Annotated in this window: 13 protein-coding genes; 9 read left to right on the plus strand and 4 right to left on the minus strand. The window is 63.0% G+C overall.

Features of this window, described 5'->3' with window-relative positions; translation table 11 throughout:
• Positions 1–2: 2 nt before the first annotated feature.
• The 5 genes from BLS41_RS31140 (at position 3) to BLS41_RS31160 (ending at position 5,069) form a co-directional block, all read left to right on the plus strand.
• Positions 3–374, plus strand: coding sequence for a (2Fe-2S)-binding protein (locus tag BLS41_RS31140; protein WP_074771547.1), 372 nt, complete (start codon positions 3–5; stop codon positions 372–374).
• Positions 364–1,770, plus strand: a complete 1,407-nt coding sequence (locus BLS41_RS31145) for an NAD(P)/FAD-dependent oxidoreductase (RefSeq protein ID WP_074771548.1) — start codon at positions 364–366, stop codon at positions 1,768–1,770. The genes BLS41_RS31140 and BLS41_RS31145 overlap by 11 nt, the downstream gene beginning before the upstream one ends.
• Positions 1,771–1,795: 25 nt before the next feature.
• Positions 1,796–2,983, plus strand: coding sequence for an NAD(P)/FAD-dependent oxidoreductase (locus tag BLS41_RS31150; RefSeq protein ID WP_074773195.1), 1,188 nt, complete (start codon positions 1,796–1,798; stop codon positions 2,981–2,983).
• Positions 2,984–3,074: 91 nt separating this feature from the next.
• Positions 3,075–3,428 carry a RidA family protein gene (locus BLS41_RS31155; protein ID WP_074771549.1) on the plus strand — a complete coding sequence of 118 codons (354 nt, stop codon included), beginning with the start codon at positions 3,075–3,077 and terminating at the stop codon, positions 3,426–3,428.
• A 369-nt stretch (positions 3,429–3,797) separates the two neighbouring features.
• Positions 3,798–5,069 carry a multidrug effflux MFS transporter gene (locus BLS41_RS31160; RefSeq protein ID WP_074771550.1) on the plus strand — a complete coding sequence of 424 codons (1,272 nt, stop codon included), beginning with the start codon at positions 3,798–3,800 and terminating at the stop codon, positions 5,067–5,069.
• Positions 5,070–5,111: 42 nt separating this feature from the next.
• Here the strand turns inward: BLS41_RS31160 and BLS41_RS31165 are convergent, their stop codons facing one another.
• From BLS41_RS31165 to BLS41_RS31175, 3 genes are read right to left on the minus strand one after another with little or no spacing between them, the layout of a single operon-like run.
• The gene (locus BLS41_RS31165) at positions 5,112–6,974 is read right to left on the minus strand and encodes a hybrid sensor histidine kinase/response regulator (protein WP_074771551.1); all 1,863 of its coding nucleotides are present in this window, start codon (positions 6,972–6,974) and stop codon (positions 5,112–5,114) included.
• 1 nt (position 6,975) lies between these two features.
• A complete protein-coding gene (locus tag BLS41_RS31170; protein ID WP_074771552.1) occupies positions 6,976–12,000 on the minus strand; it encodes an AAA family ATPase in 5,025 nt (1,674 codons plus the stop codon).
• Between the two features lie 46 nt (positions 12,001–12,046).
• Positions 12,047–12,727: a response regulator transcription factor gene (locus BLS41_RS31175; protein ID WP_074771553.1), complete on the minus strand. Its 681-nt coding sequence runs from the start codon at positions 12,725–12,727 to the stop codon at positions 12,047–12,049.
• A gap of 232 nt (positions 12,728–12,959) precedes the next feature.
• Between BLS41_RS31175 and BLS41_RS31180 the strand changes: the two genes are divergently transcribed.
• Entirely contained in the window at positions 12,960–13,868 is a 909-nt protein-coding gene (locus BLS41_RS31180) for a helix-turn-helix domain-containing protein (protein WP_074771554.1), read from the plus strand.
• A 67-nt stretch (positions 13,869–13,935) separates the two neighbouring features.
• On the opposite strand, the gene BLS41_RS31185 is transcribed toward BLS41_RS31180, so the two are convergent.
• Positions 13,936–14,715 (minus strand): alpha/beta fold hydrolase, encoded by a 780-nt coding sequence (locus tag BLS41_RS31185; protein ID WP_074771555.1) that lies wholly within the window; start codon positions 14,713–14,715, stop codon positions 13,936–13,938.
• A 548-nt stretch (positions 14,716–15,263) separates the two neighbouring features.
• Between BLS41_RS31185 and BLS41_RS31190 the strand changes: the two genes are divergently transcribed.
• The 3 genes from BLS41_RS31190 to BLS41_RS31200 all read left to right on the plus strand — a co-directional run bounded on the left by BLS41_RS31190 (position 15,264) and on the right by BLS41_RS31200 (position 17,388).
• Entirely contained in the window at positions 15,264–15,488 is a 225-nt protein-coding gene (locus BLS41_RS31190) for a DUF4148 domain-containing protein (RefSeq protein ID WP_074771556.1), read from the plus strand.
• A 62-nt stretch (positions 15,489–15,550) separates the two neighbouring features.
• On the plus strand, positions 15,551–15,967 hold the full coding sequence (locus BLS41_RS31195) for an organic hydroperoxide resistance protein (protein ID WP_074771557.1): 417 nt from the start codon (positions 15,551–15,553) through the stop codon (positions 15,965–15,967).
• Positions 15,968–16,116: 149 nt separating this feature from the next.
• Positions 16,117–17,388 (plus strand): epoxide hydrolase family protein, encoded by a 1,272-nt coding sequence (locus tag BLS41_RS31200; protein ID WP_074771558.1) that lies wholly within the window; start codon positions 16,117–16,119, stop codon positions 17,386–17,388.
• The last annotated feature ends 21 nt before the right edge of the window (positions 17,389–17,409 follow it).

Consider the following 17,409-nt stretch of genomic DNA (forward strand, 5'->3'; position numbering starts at 1 on the left):
ATATGACTGCCCAATCGATTCCTACCCTGTTCAAGCCGCTGCCGGGCGCGACCGCCGCGAACGTCGCCATCTGGTTCAACGATCAGCCTCTGTCCGTGCCGGGAGGCCGCTCGGTTGCCGCCGCGTTGCTCGCGGCCGGCGTCTCGCGCTTTCGTGCGACGCCCGTATCGGGCGCCCCGCGCGCGCCCTTCTGCATGATGGGCGCGTGCTTCGAGTGTCTGGTCGAGATCGACGGGGTGCCGAGCCGCCAGAGCTGCATGGTCGAAGTCAAGGCAGGGATGCGCATCCGCTCGCAGGAAGGCGCACGCGATCTGCCACCGTTCGGCACGGCCGATCCGATCGGCGCCCCTTTGGAGAATGCCCATGCCCGCTGATTTCGCTGCTGAATCTGTCGACGTCGTCGTGGTCGGCGCCGGTCCTGCGGGCATGAGCGCCGCGACGCGTGCGGCGCGCGCGGGCCTGAAAACCGTGCTGATCGACGAACAGGACGCCGTGGGCGGCCAGATCTATCGCGGCATTGGCCGCGCCGATGCGCGTCGCAAGGAGATTCTCGGACCCGACTATGCCGCCGGCAGCGCGATCGCCGACGCGTTCGCGGCATCCGGCGCACAGCACATCACCCAGGCGAGCGTCTGGCAGGTCACGAGAGAGCGCGGCGTCAATTATCTGAAGGACGGCAAGATCGGCAGCTTCGACGCGCAACGGGTGATTCTCGCGAGCGGCGCACTGGAGCGGCCTTTTCCGATTCCGGGCTGGACGCTGCCGGGGGTGCTCACGGCAGGCGCCGCACAGATCCTGCTGAAGAGCGCGGGCGAAGTGCCTGCCGCGCCGCCCGTGCTGGCCGGGTGCGGGCCGCTTCTGTACCTGCTCGGCTGGCAGTACGTGCGCGCCGGTGTGCCGATCCGCGCGTTGGTCGACACCACGCGCCACGAAGATCGCTGGCGCGCGAAACGGCATATGTTCGCGGCGCTGCGCGCGTGGCCGTTCCTGAGCAAAGGCCTGCAACTGATTCGCACGCTGCGGCAGGCGGGTGTGCCGATTTTCGAGGCGGCCGACGATCTGCGCGTCGAAGCGCGCATCGGCGAAGATCAGACCGGGCGTGCCGCCGCTTTGCACTTCACCACGCAAGGCAATGCACATCGTGTCGAAGCCGATGTGATCCTGCTGCACCAGGGGGTCGTGCCGAACACCCAATTCACGCAGGCGCTGCGGGCGTCGCATCGCTGGGACAACGCCCAACTGTGCTTCACGCCCAACGTCGACGCATGGGGCGAACTCGACGTGCCTGGCATCTTCGTCGCGGGAGACGGTGCGGGCATCGGCGGTGCGCAGGCAGCCGCGTTGCAGGGCTCGCTCGCAGGTCTCGCCGCCGCCGCGCAACTCGGTGCCGTCACCGGCACGGCGCGCGATGCAGAAGCCGCCGCGCTTCGCGATGCGCTGGCGGGAGTCATGCGCATCAGGCCGTTTCTCGACAGCCTGTATCGTCCGCGCGACATCAACCGCATTCCGCGCGACGAAACCGTCGTCTGCCGCTGCGAGGAAGTCACGGCCGGCGAGTTGCGCAAGTTCGTCGAACTCGGCTGCGTCGGGCCGAATCAGGCGAAGTCGTTTGGACGCTGCGGCATGGGACCGTGTCAGGGGCGCATGTGCGGGCTCACGGTCACGGAGGTGATTGCCGACGCGCGCCGCGTCTCGCCCGCCGAAGTCGGCTACTACCGGATTCGTCCGCCGATCAAGCCGCTCACGCTCGGAGAACTCGCCGGTGAATGACACGTCCGACGTCAACCGCGCAACCATGGTTCAGGAAGCCGACGTGCTGGTGATCGGCGGTGGTCTGCACGGCACAAGCAGCGCTTTCCACCTCGCACGACGCGGCGCGAAAGTCATCGTGCTCGAAGCCGATTACGTCGCGCGCCACTCGTCGGGCGTGAATGCAGGCGGCGTGCGCACGCTGGGTCGCCCGTTGCCGGAAATTCCGCTCGCGTTGATGTCGCGCGAAATCTGGCACGACATGCCCAGTCTGCTCGGCGATGGCGAGGATGGCGGTTTCGTCGCCTCCGGTCAGTTGAAAATCGCCGAGACCGACGCCGAACTCGATGCGTGCCGGGAGCGCGTCGCGTTGCTGGAATCACACGGTTTCACGCACGAGAAGGTGATCGACCGTGAGACCGTACTCGAACTCGAGCCGGCGCTCGCCCGGCACGTGACAGGCGGCATCTGGGTCGCGCGCGATGGCTACGCGCTGCCTTATCGAACCACCACGGCTTTCCGGCTGGCGGCGCAACGGCTCGGTGCGAACTTTCTCGAAGGCACGCCCGTGCGCCGTATCGAACAGCGCGGCACGCGCTGGTTTGCGCTCACGCCGTGCGGCACGTTCAGCGCCGACAAGCTGCTCGTCACGGCAGGCGCGTGGTCCGGTGAACTGGCGAAACAGGTCGGCGAAGCGGTGCCCGTGCATCCCGAAGGTCTGATGCTGATGGTCACGCACCGCGTCGCACCGTTCTGCAACGCGACGCTCGGCGCAACCGGCAGGCCGCTGTCGTTCAAACAGTTCGACAACGGCACGGTGGTGATCGGCGGCAAGCTGATCGGTATCGCAGACCTGGCAGGCCGCCACGGCGAGATCGATTTCGCCCGGCTCGTGCGCAGCGCGCGGACCGTCACCGATCTGTTTCCGCATCTGCGTCATCTCGGCGTGAACCGGGCGTGGGCAGGCGTCGAAGCGTTTACCGAAGATGAACTGCCGGTGATATCCGCGAGCCGCGCCGCGTCGAATCTGTATTACTCGTTCGGCTATTGCGGCAGCGGCTTTCAGTTGGGGCCGGGCTGCGGCAAGCTAGTGTCGGAACTGATGCTCGACGGCGCGCCTTCTCTTTCCCTCGACCCATTCGCCATCGACCGGTTCGGCCGTGCCTCGGCCGCTTCCACGCTCGCCTCCCCGCTTTCGTCTCACGCGGCAGCGGCATCGCCGGTCGCGCATTAGCGCCGATTCGTTTTGTCATCCCATCGCGCTGTCGAACCGGTTGCGTGAGGGTTTTTCCGATCTGCTTTTCTATTTCCCTGGAGAGATTTCAATGAGCGATATCGTTCGTATCGACACCAATCAACGTATGAGCCGCGTCGTCAAGGCAGGCGGTCTGGTATTTGTCGGCGGCCAGACTTCGGGCGACGTCACGCTCGACGTCAAAGGTCAGACCGCCAGGGTGCTGGAGAAAATCGACGGTTTTCTGGAGAAAGCCGGCATCGACAAAACCCGGCTTGTTTCCGCACAGGTTTGGCTCGCGGACATCAGCCGGGATTTCGCAGGCATGAACGAAGTGTGGGACGCATGGGTTCCACAAGGCCACGCACCCGCGCGCGCGACTGTGCAGGCGCAGCTAGCCGCGCCGGAGTTACTGGTCGAGATCGCTGTCGTCGCGTGTGCCTGAGACACACCGATAAAACGCCGGGCTGTCTCCTGCCGGACAGCCTGTCGGCAAACCCTCGACCGGATCGCGCTCGCACGCTCAACGATCCCCCCCGCCAAAGCCGTCTCCAAAACCCCTCCGCTACAATAGCGTCCGACAACTGCCGGCGCGCCGCCAGGCACGCCGGCGGCTAAACGCACATAATCCTACCTTTGCCGCGCGCGTCTTCCGGGCCGATGCCGGGCGCCGTCGACGATCAATTCTCGCGTTCTCACCGTCAATCGCGCCGATCCGTGCGCCAACGGCCGCCAGAAGCCACGCTCGTCAATCGACCGGCTAACAGCGCACTCACACCGCGTCACCGAAAAAACCGCCTCTCTCACTGCTGTCATGAACAACCCTACCGCCGACCGCCCCGCCACTCCCGCGCGCGCGCCCAACGCCGCGAACTCGCCGCGCTTCCTGCTGTTTCTGATCTGCCTGTTCGCGTCCGCCGGGCAACTCGCGATCGACATCTACGTGCCCGCGCTGCCGGCCATGGCGCGCTTCTTCGCGACCTCGCCGCAAGCGATCCAGTCGAGCGTGTCCGGCTACATGGTGGCCTACGCGCTCGGCCAGCTCATCTTCGGGCCGATCGCCGACGCACACGGACGCAAGCCCGTGCTGGCTTTCGGGCTCGTCATCTATACGATCGGCTGTCTGCTGTCGCTCGCCGCGACCAATCTGGAAACCTTCATCCTCGCCCGCTGTTTGCAGGGCTTCGGCATCGCCACCACGAACCTGCTGGCGAAGGCGATCATCACCGATTCGTTCGCCGGACACGCGCTCGTGCACGCGTTCACCTACATGTCGATCGCGTGGGGACTCGCGCCGATCGTCGCGCCAGTGATCGGCGCGCATCTGCAGACGTGGTTCGGCTGGCAGGCGTGCCTCGTCTTCCTGCTCGTCTATTCGCTGGTGATGTGGGGGCTGCTGTGGCGTTATCGCGAGACGTTGCCGCGTCCGGTGCACCTCGCGCCGCGCACGCTGATGGCGAACGCGGGCAAGGTGCTGTCGAGCCCGGTGTTCCAGAGCTGTTTCCTCGCGCAAGGTCTGTGCTACAGCATCCTGCTGGTGTTCAACATCGTCGGTCCGTTCATGGTGCAGAACACGCTGCACAAGCCGCCGACCTTTTTCGGCTATCTCGCGCTCGGCATCGGGATGATGTACTTCCTGGGCGGTCTGTCGAATCGCATTCACGGCCCGCGTCTGCCGAGCGCCGAGCAACGGCTGCGCTTCGGCGCACGTCTGATGGCGGCCGCGTCGATGGCGATGCTGGTGCTCGCGCTGACGGTCGGCCTGCGCGTCTGGACGCTCGCAACGCCCGTGCTCGTAATGGGCTTCTGCGCCGGTGCGATGTATCCCACGTTGATGGCGAAGGGCAACTCGCTGTTCCCGCACATCGCCGGTCTGACGAGCGCGATTCTCGGCTGCGCGCTGCTGCTGGTGTCGTCGGCGATGATGGCACTGGCCGGCTTCGTGTCGGTGCAGGAACTGACGCCGCTGGCCGTGTTTTTCGTGATCCTCGCGATTACCGTCGTGGTGATGGTGACGAAACTGCTGCGCCATCTGGCGCAACTTCAGCCTGCAACAGCGGTGAGCGCTCATGGTGAGACGGCGTGATTTTCGCCGTCTCCGCCTGAGTCATGCACCTGCGTCACACGCCTAAACCGTCAGCAACAACGTCGCCACCGTGCCCGGATGATTGTCCGTGAACGCGACGCTGCCGCCGTGCAACGTCGCCACCGCGGCAACGAGCGAGAGCCCGAGCCCGACCCCCGGCGTTCCCCGGCTTGCGTCGCCACGATAGAAGCGCCCGGTGACCTTGGCCTTCTCCGCGTCGGGAATGCCGGGGCCGTTATCCGCGACGGCAATCGATATCGCGCCGTCTGCATTGCGTGTGGCCGACACGCGAATGGTCCCCTGAACCGGCGCGTATTTCAGCGCGTTGTCGATCAGATTACCGACCGCCTGCGCAATCAGCAGATGGTCGGCCACCGCGCGCAAATCGCCCGCACATTCGACCGACAAGCTCACATTGCGCAATTCCGCGACCGGCAGATAGAACTCGGCGGCCTCCAACACCAGATCGCCGATATCGCCCTCGACGAAACCCGCGCGACGGATGCCCGAGTCGATCTCCGCAAGCCGCAGCAGCGCATTGAAAATCGCCATCACGCGATCGATATCGACGAGCGCCGCATCGACTTCGGAAAACGTTTCGTCCGGGCCGGGCCGTAACACCGACAGCGATTCGAGACGCGAGCGCAACTCCGCCAACGGCGTGCGCAGATCGTGAGCAATCGCATTCGACACGTTGCGCACGCCGTGCATCATCTCGGTCAGCTCGGCCTGCACGCGCTTCAACTCGGTGATATCGACCACGGTGCCGGTGAAACGCACCGGCAGCCCCTGTTGATTGCGCAGCGCGGTCCCGCGTACCAGCATCCACCGATACGCGCCGTCTGCGCGCATGACACGATTTTCGAGTTCGAACGACGCGGTCTTTCCGCCCAGATAATCTTCGATCGCACGCTCGGTCTTCCCGCGATCGTCGGGATGGATGATCTGCATGTACTGCGCCGAGGTCATCGTTTCCGCTGCGGGACCATAGCCGAGACGTTCCCAGATGTTCGTCAGATGCACGCGGCCGCTCATCACATCGCCGTCGGGCATGTCGACTTCCCACACGCCGATGTCCGAGCCGCACATCGCAGCTTCGAGACGTGCGTTGGTTTTGCGCAGCCACGTGGCCTGCTCGGCCTGACGACGCTCGGACACATCGTGGAATACCACGACGACGCCCTCGACTTTCGCGCGATCGTCGGTGATCGGCGACACGCTCGCTTCGACCGGCGTGCGGCGGCCGCCGAGAGATTCCAGCAACGTGCCGGTAAGCGTTGACGTGCGCGTGCCGGATTTCAGCACACGCGGCACCGGATCGTCGATGCCCAGTCCGTTCGCTTCGTCGATCGCGACGAAGACTTCGTCGAACCTGCGGCCTAACGCATCGCTACGCTGCCAGCCCGTGAGCCGCTCGGCCACTGCGTTGATAAACGTGATCCTGCATTCGCAGTCGGTCGCGATCACCGCATCGCCGATACTCGACAGCGTGATCGCATAGCGCCGCTCGCTTTCGCGCAAACGCGCTTCGGCGCGGTGCTTGTACAGCGCCATCTCGACAACCGTCACCAGTTGAAGATCTTCAAACGGCTTCAGGATGTAGCCAAACGGTTCGGCCAGCGCCGCGCGTTTTACCGTTTCGCTGTCAGCGTACGCAGTCAGGAACACCACCGGAATATGGCAACAATCGCGCAACTCGCGCGCCACTTCGATCCCGTCGATTTCGCCCTCGAGACGCACGTCCATCAGCACAAGATCGGGCGTCGTATCCAGCGCGAGCTGCAACGCGTCTTCGCCGCGCGCGGTCATGCCGACAATCGTGTGGCCGATGCGCTGAAGCTGTTGCTGGATATCGCGGGCGACGATCCGGTCGTCTTCGACAATCAGAATGCGTGCGTGCTCCATATCAGTGAGCCCGCTCGCCAGCGGTGTTGAACGTGACCGTGAAGGCGGTGCCCGGCCCGGTCTCGACGGCAAGCGCGCCGCCTATCTGCTGCGTCAGGTCGCCGACCAGTTGCAGGCCGAGCGAACTTGCATTGCCCGCAGCAAAGTCCTTGTCGATGCCGACGCCGTCGTCCGCGACACGCAGCACGTAGTGCGCGTTGCCATCGTGCTGCACATCGCGTTGCAACGACACGCACAGCTTCCCGCCGCGTCCCGCGAACGCATGCTTGAGCGCATTCGACACGAGTTCGTTGATGATCAACCCGCATGAGGTTGCCGTGTTCATGTCCAGTTCGATCTCGTCGACAGCGAGTTCCAGCACGACCCGCTGACGGTGCAGATCGTACGCACGCGCAAGGTGCCCGCACAATCGCTCGATATGCGTCGCCATCGGAATACGCGCGAAATTGCCGGCGCGATACAGGTTTTCATGCACGAGCGCCATTGAACGAACCCGATTGCGGCTATCCGAAAACAGTTCGGCGACGGCCGGATCGGTCACGTTGGCAGCCTGCAGATTAAGCAGACTGCTGATCAGTTGCAGATTGTTTTTCACGCGATGATGGACTTCCTTCAGCAGCGCGTCTTTCTCTTCAAGCAGCGCTTCTCTTTGTTGTAGCGATGAATTTTCGAGCGAGATGGCGGCCTGCGATGCGAGCAACCGCAACACTGACACGCGCGACGGCGTGAATACGCCGGACATCTGGTTGTTTTCGAGGTATAGCGCGCCGATCAGCCGCTTCTGGTTCATCAACGGCAAACACAGTGCCGAACGCGGCCGCGCGGCGAGCAGATAGGGATCGGCGGAAAACTCGGGCGGCAGCGGTTGCGCGTTGTCGAGCAGGACGAATTGCCGGGTACGGATTGCGTAGTGCAGCAACGAAAGCGGCAGCGCATTCTCCGCCACCGCGCGGGCATTCACGCCCACCTGAATGCCGGTGCGGCCCGTCGTGGCTTCGGCTTCGATACACAGCGCGTCGCCTCGCGGAATCACGAGCAGTCCGCGTTCGGCACCGGCATGTTCGAGCATCACGTTCATCAGAATACGGATGACGCGCTCCAGTTCTACCTCACCAAACAGCGCCTGCGACGATTCGACGATCCCGACAAGATCGAGACTGTCGAGCGGCATCCCGTGGACGGACGGCGCCACACTCGTTGCCGTCCGCACGATCGCGGAGCCAGGCGTTTCTTCGATGCCGAGCCCACGCGCGTCGATAGCCGCAACCCGGCTCGCCGCGCCCCATGTCGACCACGCAACGCGCGCATTGCGCCAATAAAGCTGCGCGATGGCAGCGAAACCTGCGGCATCGTAAAAGGCGGCGGCCCGTTCATGCGCGAGCGCATCGATCTGAACGAAACCATGCGCGCGGGCCTGCGCAATCGCGCTGTCGTAATGACGCATCGCGTCCATTTGTGCACCGGCGATGCGCGCCAGTTCCGCCTGCACCAGGCTGAACCGGCAACCAAAATTATCCGGACCGTGATCAGCCCATTGCGACAACTGCCCGTAATGCGCGTGCAACCCGGCCGGCAGCGCCGCGCCGGACTCCAGCTTCGACGAGCGCGCCAGCATCGCATAGAAATGAAATTCGGCGACCTCGAAATGCCCGGACGACGTCCATAGCAACGGCTCCGCAAAATCGGCTGCTATCAGCGCACCGTCGATGTCGCCGGCCAGATAGCACGCCTGCAATTTGCGAATCCAGTACCAGCAAGCGGCAATCGCCAGGCACGGGTCGGACGCAAGATGCGCCTCGAAATCGGCTTCGTCGAACGCCGCATCCTGAGGCACGCCGCGCAGCATACGGATCAGTCGCAACTGGCCGGTGATGATATCCACGATCAGGCCGAACTTCGCGGCTTGCACGAGTTCCAGCCGCTCCTGCGCCTGACGCTCGATCTCAGCGAGGTTCGTCCCTGCGGCCAGTAGGCTCGTGATCAGCGTGCACGAACTGAAGCCCATGTACGTGAGATCACCTTGCTCGCTGGCGGCGTCGAACGCGCGCCGCAGCAGTGGCAGGCCCGCGCCGATGTGGCGCGTCCACGGCATCACGTGGTACGCGAAACACATGTAGACGCGCGCACGGAAGCGGTCGAGCCCGCGCTCGTCGACCAGTGCGAGACCGAGTTCGCCGAACTGGAAGCCCGCCTCGTAGTCGCCGAAACAGGGCCCCGCCACCATGCCGAGATACGCGTAACCGAGCGACGACGCATCGCTATTTCCATGCGCGAGACCGAGATTCGCCATCCGGCACAACACGAGGCAGACCAGGTTCTCGTCGCTGAAAAACGCGGGCGGCAACACGGCGGTCAGCACGTCGAGCGTCGCCTGACGGTCGCGGTCGTTCAGCAACGGCAAGTCGATCAGCGATGCAATCGGCCGCCCGTCGATCTGCGCGAGCAACGCCTGATATTCGTCGCACGCCGCGTCGCGCGTCGGGTGCGCGGACCAATCGACGCCGACGCTGCGCAGATACTCCAGGCACAGCTCCACCGCGACGTCGCTGCGATCGAGCGCCGTGAAAAGCGTGACGCGCAGCCAGGCGACCGACGCGCGGTCCACGAGATTCGCGGCCCGCGTTGCCAGCGTTTCGAGGCGGATTCGCGCGTGCTCTGTCTCGCCGGTCAAGAATTCGCACTCGGCGAGAAGGTAGTCGAGCGCGAACACCAGCGGATAGTTGTCGGTCCACGCGTTCGCGTCACACAGCGCGAGCCCGGTTGTCAGATACAGCCGCGCCGACGCAAACGCGGTCGAGCTTTTCGCCCGCCGCGCGGCCATCAGATTCAGGGTTGCGGCCTGCTCGCGTTCGGCGGGACTCGCCAGCAGATCGAGCGCGCGATTGAACTGGCTGACGATTTCGAACACGCCGCGTTCGATCTGATCGGGCCGCGTCTGCGCAAGCAACGCGCGCGCGATCTTCAGATGCAGCGCCGGGCGCGCGTCGGGTGCGATTCGCGCGTAGGCGGCTTCCTGCACCCGATCGTGGGTCATCCGGTAAGCGCCGTCGACATGCTGAACCAGGCCGACGCTCACCGCATCCGCGAGCGCGGTTTCGATTCGCCGGGGCGCGTGACCACTCACCTGCGCGAGCGTGGCGAGCGGCACGGCGTCGCCGAGGCAGGCGAGATAGGCGAGCGCATCCCGGCTTTCGGCCGACAACCCGTCGATCTTGTCCACCATCAGATCGACGATATCGCCGGACGACAGATGCTCGCGAATCGTATCGACAGTCCAGCGCCATGCGCTCGACGAGCGATCGAACACGAGTTGGCCGCTGTCGGCGAGCGTCATCAGCAACTGGCTGGCGAACAGCGGATTGCCGCCGGTTTTGTCGTACAGCAAACCCGCAAGCGGACGCGCGCTCGCGCAGTCGCTACCCAACGCGTCGGCGATCAACTGGCACAGATCGTCCGCGACGAGCGGCTGCAGCACGATCTCGCTGACATTGCCGGCCGCCGTCCTGATCGACTCGATCACGCGAGCCAGCGGATGCGTCGCGCCGACTTCGTTGTCGCGATAGGCGCCGACAATCAGCAGATCGTGTACCGGCGCGACGGCCACGAGTTGTTCCAGCAGCGACAACGTAGCCGCGTCGATCCACTGCAAGTCGTCGAGAAAGAGCACGAGCGGCTCGCCCGGCTGCGCGAATACGGCGATAAAGCGGCGCATCGCCGTGTGAAAGCGCGCCTGCGCATCTTGCGGCGACAACGCGGGCAACGGAGGCTGCGCGCCGACCACCAGTTCCAGTTCGGGAATGACGTCGACCAGCAACTGCCCGTTCGATCCGAGCGCATCGCGCAGACGCTCGCGCCAATGCGCGACCTGTTCGTCGCTGCCCGTCAGAATCTGGCGGATTGGTGTCTGAAACGCCTGCGCGAGCGTTGCATATGGAATGTCGCGCTTGTACTGATCGAACTTTCCGGCGACGTAGCGGCCTGTCAGATCGCGTGCAAAGCGACTGACCAGCGCCGACTTGCCAACCCCGGAATGCCCAGCCACCAGCACCAGTTCACAGCGTCCCGCTCGCGCGATACGCGCAAACGCCGCGTCGAGTTCATCGAGCGGCGCGCGGCGTCCGTATAGCTGGTCGGGAATCGTCAAACGCTGCACGGCATCGTGCGTGGTCAGTTCGAATGTGTCGATTGCGGCCTGCGCGATCCATTGATCGAGACAGCGACCCAGGTCCGCTTCGAGCGCGGTCGCGCTCTGATAGCGGTCGTCGGCACTCTTCGCGAGCAGCGTCGTCACGATCGACGCGACCACGGGCGGCACGTCGGCCACGCGCCCCGCAACTGGCGCGGGCTGCCGCGTCATGTGCGAGTGAATCCACTCGGCGGCGGTCGTTGCGTCGAACGGCAATTCGCCGGTGAGCATCTGATACAACACGACGCCGAGCGAATAAAGATCGCAGCGCCGGTCGACCCGGCGGCTCATGCGGCCGGTCAATTCCGGCGCGATATAGATCAGCGAGCCGACTTCCGTCATGGCGAGAACAGACGGATCGGGCGCAGCGCCGCCATCCGATGCAACCGACGTCATGCCGAAGCGCGTTAGCGCAACCGAATTTTCATCCGTCACGAGAATGGTCGCGGGCCGCACGTCGCGCACGATCAGATCGTGTCGATGCAAGCCGGCGAGTGCGGCGGCGAGCGCGCGTGCCACGTCGAGAAACCGTCTGAGCGGCCACGGCGCACCGAGCATGCCCGCGAGCGGCAGGCCGCCGGGATCGTCGAGGACGAGCGCGGGCTGGCCATCAAGTTCGATCAACCGGCGCGGCCGCGCGACACCGCGTATATCGAGCGATGCACGCAACGACATAGCATTCGTGAGCCGCTCGACCACGCGGGCGGACGGCAACCGGCAATCGTGAGACGGCGTCAGCAGAAGCGCCGCTTCACCGTCCTGCCTGCCGATGACGCGCGACAGCACAAGCTCCCCATCGTCCACGAGGACCTCAGGCGCAACGATGGTCTGGTCGTACATACGCGTTCCTCGACAGCCCGGCCAACCCGCCGGCTGAGCTTGGGGTTCAGTCGTCGGCCGTCAACATGTAGCCGGAATTGCGAACCGTGTGGAGCAGCGAGCGCGCGAAACCCGCGTCGATTTTCTGCCGGAGTTTGCTGACGTGGACATCGATCACATTGGTCTGCGGATCGAAATGATAGTCCCAGATATTTTCGAGCAGCATGGTGCGCGTGACGACCTGCCCCGCGTGCCGCATCAGGTAGGCGAGGAGCTTGAATTCGCGGGGCTGGAGCGCGATGGGCTTGCCGTCGCGCGTCACTTTGCGGGAGATCAGATCGATAGTCAGGCCGTCGACGGTCAGCGTGGTCTCGGCGGGCACTTCCTGCGTACGCCGCACCAGCGCATCGATTCGTGCGAGCAGTTCGCCGAATGCGAAAGGCTTCACCAGATAGTCGTCGCCACCGGCTTTCAGGCCGCTAATGCGTTCGTCGACCGCCGCGAGCGCGCTGAGGATCAGTATCGGCACCTTATTGCCCGCAGCACGTAGCCTCGCGATGATTTCCAGTCCGTCGAGGTCGCCCGGCAGCATCCGGTCCATCACGATCACGTCGTAGGACCCGCGCGTGGCCAGTTGCAAGCCGGCTTGCCCGTTGTCCGCGTGGTCGATTGCATGCCCTGCTTCTGCCAGACCCTTCTTCAGGAAGTGGGCAACCGGCTCGTTGTCCTCGACGAGCAAGATCTTCATTCGGCTCTCTTATGGTGATGCACGTTCAGTTTGGTCAAACGATGGCGCAACGTACTCTACGGCCATTATCGGGCTGGAATCTACCCGCAATGCCGCGCGTCACGGATTAAATTTTGTTCATATTCGGAGATCGCGCGGCAAGTCTTACCTTAAATATCGTTCATATTCCCGCAAACCCGATTTCGGTAGCTTACGATTCGCTCCGACAGTGAAGAAATCGAGGTAACGAAGCATGCCCTCCCAGACAAACGGCTCCGTTGCGGCACCGGTACGACCCAAAGACTCGTTGGGCTGCGTGTCGAACCGCTTGCTCAAAGACTTCGAACTGGATGCAGGCGAATTCAAATTTTATCGAAAATGCACGCACAATGGCCCGCTCAGTTCGGTCGCGACGCCCGCTTCCGATCGGGGCATGCTGGTGGGCGTGTCGTTGAAAACGGGACATCACAGGCGGGTGATTTCCGGTCGACATCAGGCGTCGCAACATTTCGGCCGCGACTCGGTTTACCTGCGCGATTTCTCCGACGACTACCAGGCCGACATGTACGGCGCCTTCGACTTTGTACTCATGGAACTGTCCACTGAATCGATCGCTAAAGCTTTAGACGAACGTCAAGGCTCCAAACCGCGCGGCTTTGCGACGCCGCTGGTTCGCGAGGACCCGGTGCTGGGTCACTTCGCGCAAATTCTCGCGCTCACGCTGGAAGGTCCGGGCAAAGCGAGTCCACTGTTCGTCGAGCAACTCGGCACCGCGATCGCGACGTATGTAGTCGACCAGTATGCCGGACCGTCCGGTGCACCTACTCGCTCGAAGCGGCGCCTGTCGCGTGCGCAGGAGGCCCGCGCGAAGGAAATGCTGCTTGCGGAAGCCGACGGGAATATATCCATCGAAGAGATTGCGGCCGCGTGCAATCTGTCGCGCAGTTATTTCATCAGCGCGTTTCGTGAGACGACGCATTGCACGCCGCATCAGTGGCTGATTCAGCAACGCATTGCGCGCGCGCGTGGGCTACTGGTGAGTTCGGATGCGTCGCTCGCGGAGATTGCGGTCGCTTGCGGATTTTCCGATCAGAGCCATTTTTCGCGGATGTTCTCGCAGATCGTCGGCGTGCCGCCAGGCACATGGCGCAGGTCGCAATAACACAGCACAGTCTGCACGATTCGGAAATGCCCGGTCTCGCCTTGTGAGGAAAACCGGGCAATTCCACTTACTCTGCGGATTGCGCAGCAGCAATAATCGTATCGGCGACGGCCTTGGGCTGGCTGAGCATCGCCACGTGACTCGTATCGACATTCGTGACATGCGCGCCAATGTTTTTGGCCATGCTCTGTTGCAGGTTCGGATCGATCATCTTGTCCTTCGCTGCGACTACGAAATAAGACGGCTTGTCATGCCATGCAGCGGTCGTGACTTTTTCGCCGATGCACGCGGCGGCCCACGGCCCTTGAGTGGCGGCAATCAGGCGACGCTCCGGCAGCGGCAGATCCTGCGCGAAATCGGCGAGCACGGCTTGGGTGGAAAGCGTCAGATAGCCGGCGGAATCCTTTTGCAATTCGCTTGCCCAGACGGGCGCAGGCATACCCTTCGTCATATCGTCGATTGACTGTCCGCTATCGGGTGCAAACGCCGCGACATAGACGAGGCTCTTAACCTTGTCGTCATTGCCCGCCTCGCTAATCACCACGCCCGCCCAGGAATGGCCGACCAGAACCACAGGGCCGGTCTGCTGATCGACCACGCGTTTGGTCGCGGCAACGTCGTCTGCCAGTGAACTCAACGGATTCTGCACGGCGACCACATGAAGGCCGCGCGCTTCGAGCAGCGGAATCACTTTCTCCCAGCTCGAACCATCGGCGAATGCGCCATGCACGAGCACGACATTCTTGCCCTTCAGATCCTGTGGCGGTGCCGCGTGCGAAACCTGAAATGCGCACAGGCCACCGATCAATACTGCGGAGCCGAGGAATCTCTTCAGAAAATCAGTCATGGTTCTTTCCGGCGGAATTGAAATAGCGTTGAATTGAGCGACCCGCTGACAGGCATAAGGCACCGGGATCATAGGTACGGGTGAGGGAATGAAATCAGTGCACGCAGATCGCCGCGCAGCCCGAGTTCAACGCAGAGTTGGATCAACCTTGCGTCCGCACATTTAATCTCGCGGATGTATCTGCAATGTGTTCGCTGTGCCCACGCTATGCAAGCGTCCTTATCCAGACGTGGGATAGATACATTGGGATACAAAAGGCGGCGGCAGAAATAAGTCCGATATGAACTCGACGTATCGAGGCCGCATGCCTGCTCTTTCGTTAATTCATCGCAAGCAAACTGACAGAATTGTTTCTCAATGTGTATGCCGTTCGCGCAGATACACAGCCTTGCAATACCTCCCACTCCCGACACAACCCAGATACCTCGTTTGGCTTTAATGCATCCAACGACGGAATCCGCTGAAGACATTCCTGCAGACACCACGCTCTGCGGTCTGCGGATACCGAGCGGATGCTTCCAATCTGGTCCCTGTTTCAGGAGAACGACATGAAAGTAACGATGCTCGCTTTGGCATTGGCGGCCTGCGCGATGACTGGCTCCGCTTATGCAGCCAATCCGACAGCTAATTCTATTGCCGACACACACGCAGCCAGTTTCGACTCGCAAAACGCTCCGCACGCGAAAACGCGTGCCGAAGTTCGACAGGAACTCGTGCGCGCCGAGAAAGACGGTCAGCTCGCCGCGCTGAACAAGTTCTATCAAGGCAGTTAAGCCAGCTTCAGCCAACAGAACATTCATCGTTCATCACTCAACCTGAACAACCGGAATCGATCATGACCCAAGCTGAAAAAGTGCTGTACACCGGCAAGACCCACACCACCGGCGGACGCGATGGTACTGCGCGCAGTTCGGACGGCCGCCTCGACGTGAAGCTGTCCAGCCCCGGCTCGGCCGCGCCCGGCACCAACCCCGAACAGATGCTGGCGGCAGGCTGGTCGGCATGCTTCATCGGCGCAATGGGACTGGCCGCGCAGAAGCTGAAAGTCGCGTTGCCGAAAGAGACCGCTGTCGATGCCGAAATCGATCTTGTCACCGCCGACGGCGCGTACTTCCTGCAGGCTCGCCTGAACGTGAGCGTGCCGGGTGTCGATAGCGAAGTCGCCCAGGCACTCGTGGATGCCGCGCACCAGACCTGCCCGTACTCGAAGGCCACGCGCGGCAACATCGATGTGGTCATCACGGTCGTTTGATCGGCGTTGCGGGTTTTACCCGCACTCAAGGCTCGCCGCCGGCTCAGGTATTAAAAACTGCCGCGCGAAATCGAGCGCCCTTCTCGTGAATAACACGCCGGTGCACCGTAATCGGTGCGCCGGCTTTTTTTAGCGCCAGGATAATAACCATGACTTCATCACCGTTCTCGCCTCGCCGACGCCAGATTCTCGCGACCTCCGCCGCCGTGGCCGCAGCGGGATTGATCCCCGGCACGTTGTTCGCCGCAACCGGCGGCGAACCGATTCGCCCGTTCAAAGCCAACGTGCCCGAGGCCGCACTCGACGATCTGCGTCGGCGCATCGCGGCCACGCGCTGGCCCGCGAAAGAAACCGTCAACGACGAATCGCAAGGCGTGCCGCTGGCGCGAATGCAGGCGCTAGTCGATTACTGGGCCACCGACTACGACTGGCGTAAAGGCGAAGCGAAGCTCAACGCATTGCCGATGTTCATGACCGAAATCGACGGACTCGACATTCAGTTCATTCACGTGCGCTCACGCCATAAACACGCGATGCCGTTGATCATGACTCACGGCTGGCCTGGCTCGATCTTCGAATTGATCAAGGTTATCGCACCGCTCACCGATCCCACCGCACATGGCGGTAGCGCCGACGACGCGTTCCATATCGTCATCCCGTCGCTGCCTGGCTTCGGTTTTTCGGAGCAGCCGAAAACAACCGGCTGGGGCTCGGATCACATCGCGCGCGCGTGGGGCGAATTGATGGCGCGGCTTGGCTATACGCGTTTCGTGTCGCAAGGGGGCGATTGCGGCTCGGTGATTTCGCACCGCATGGCCATGCAGAAAGTGAAAGGCCTGATTGGCATTCACGTCAACATGCCTGCAACCGTGCCACCCGATATCGCCCGTTCGCTTTCACTCGGCGATCCCGCACCGGCTAACCTGTCGCCGCAAGAAAAAGCGGCGTACGAATCGCTGAGCGTGTTCTATCGGGACAACTGCGGTTACTCGTCGATGATGGTGACGCGCCCGCAAACGGTCGGCTACGCGCTCGCCGACTCGCCGGTCGGACAGGCCGCGTGGATGTACGACAAAATTTCGCAGTGGACATATAGCGGCGGCGTGCCGGAGCGTTCGCTGTCGCGCGACGAAATGCTCGACGATATTTCGCTGTACTGGCTCACGAACAGCGCGACATCGGCTGCACAGATTTACTGGGAAGATCATTCGAACAACTTCAACGCCGTCGATATTTCAATGCCCGCCGCGGTGACGATTTTCCCGGGCGAGATTTATCGCGCGCCGCGTAGCTGGACCGAACGCGCGTATCACAACCTCATTTATTTCAACGAGGTCGATAAAGGCGGTCACTTCGCCGCGTGGGAGCAACCGGAGCTTTTCGCTACTGAAGTTCGCGCGGCATTTCGTCCGCTGCGTTGAGACTGGCGACGAAGCAGCGCA

The sequence above is a fragment of the Paraburkholderia fungorum genome, assembly GCF_900099835.1.
GTDB lineage: Bacteria > Pseudomonadota > Gammaproteobacteria > Burkholderiales > Burkholderiaceae > Paraburkholderia > Paraburkholderia fungorum_A.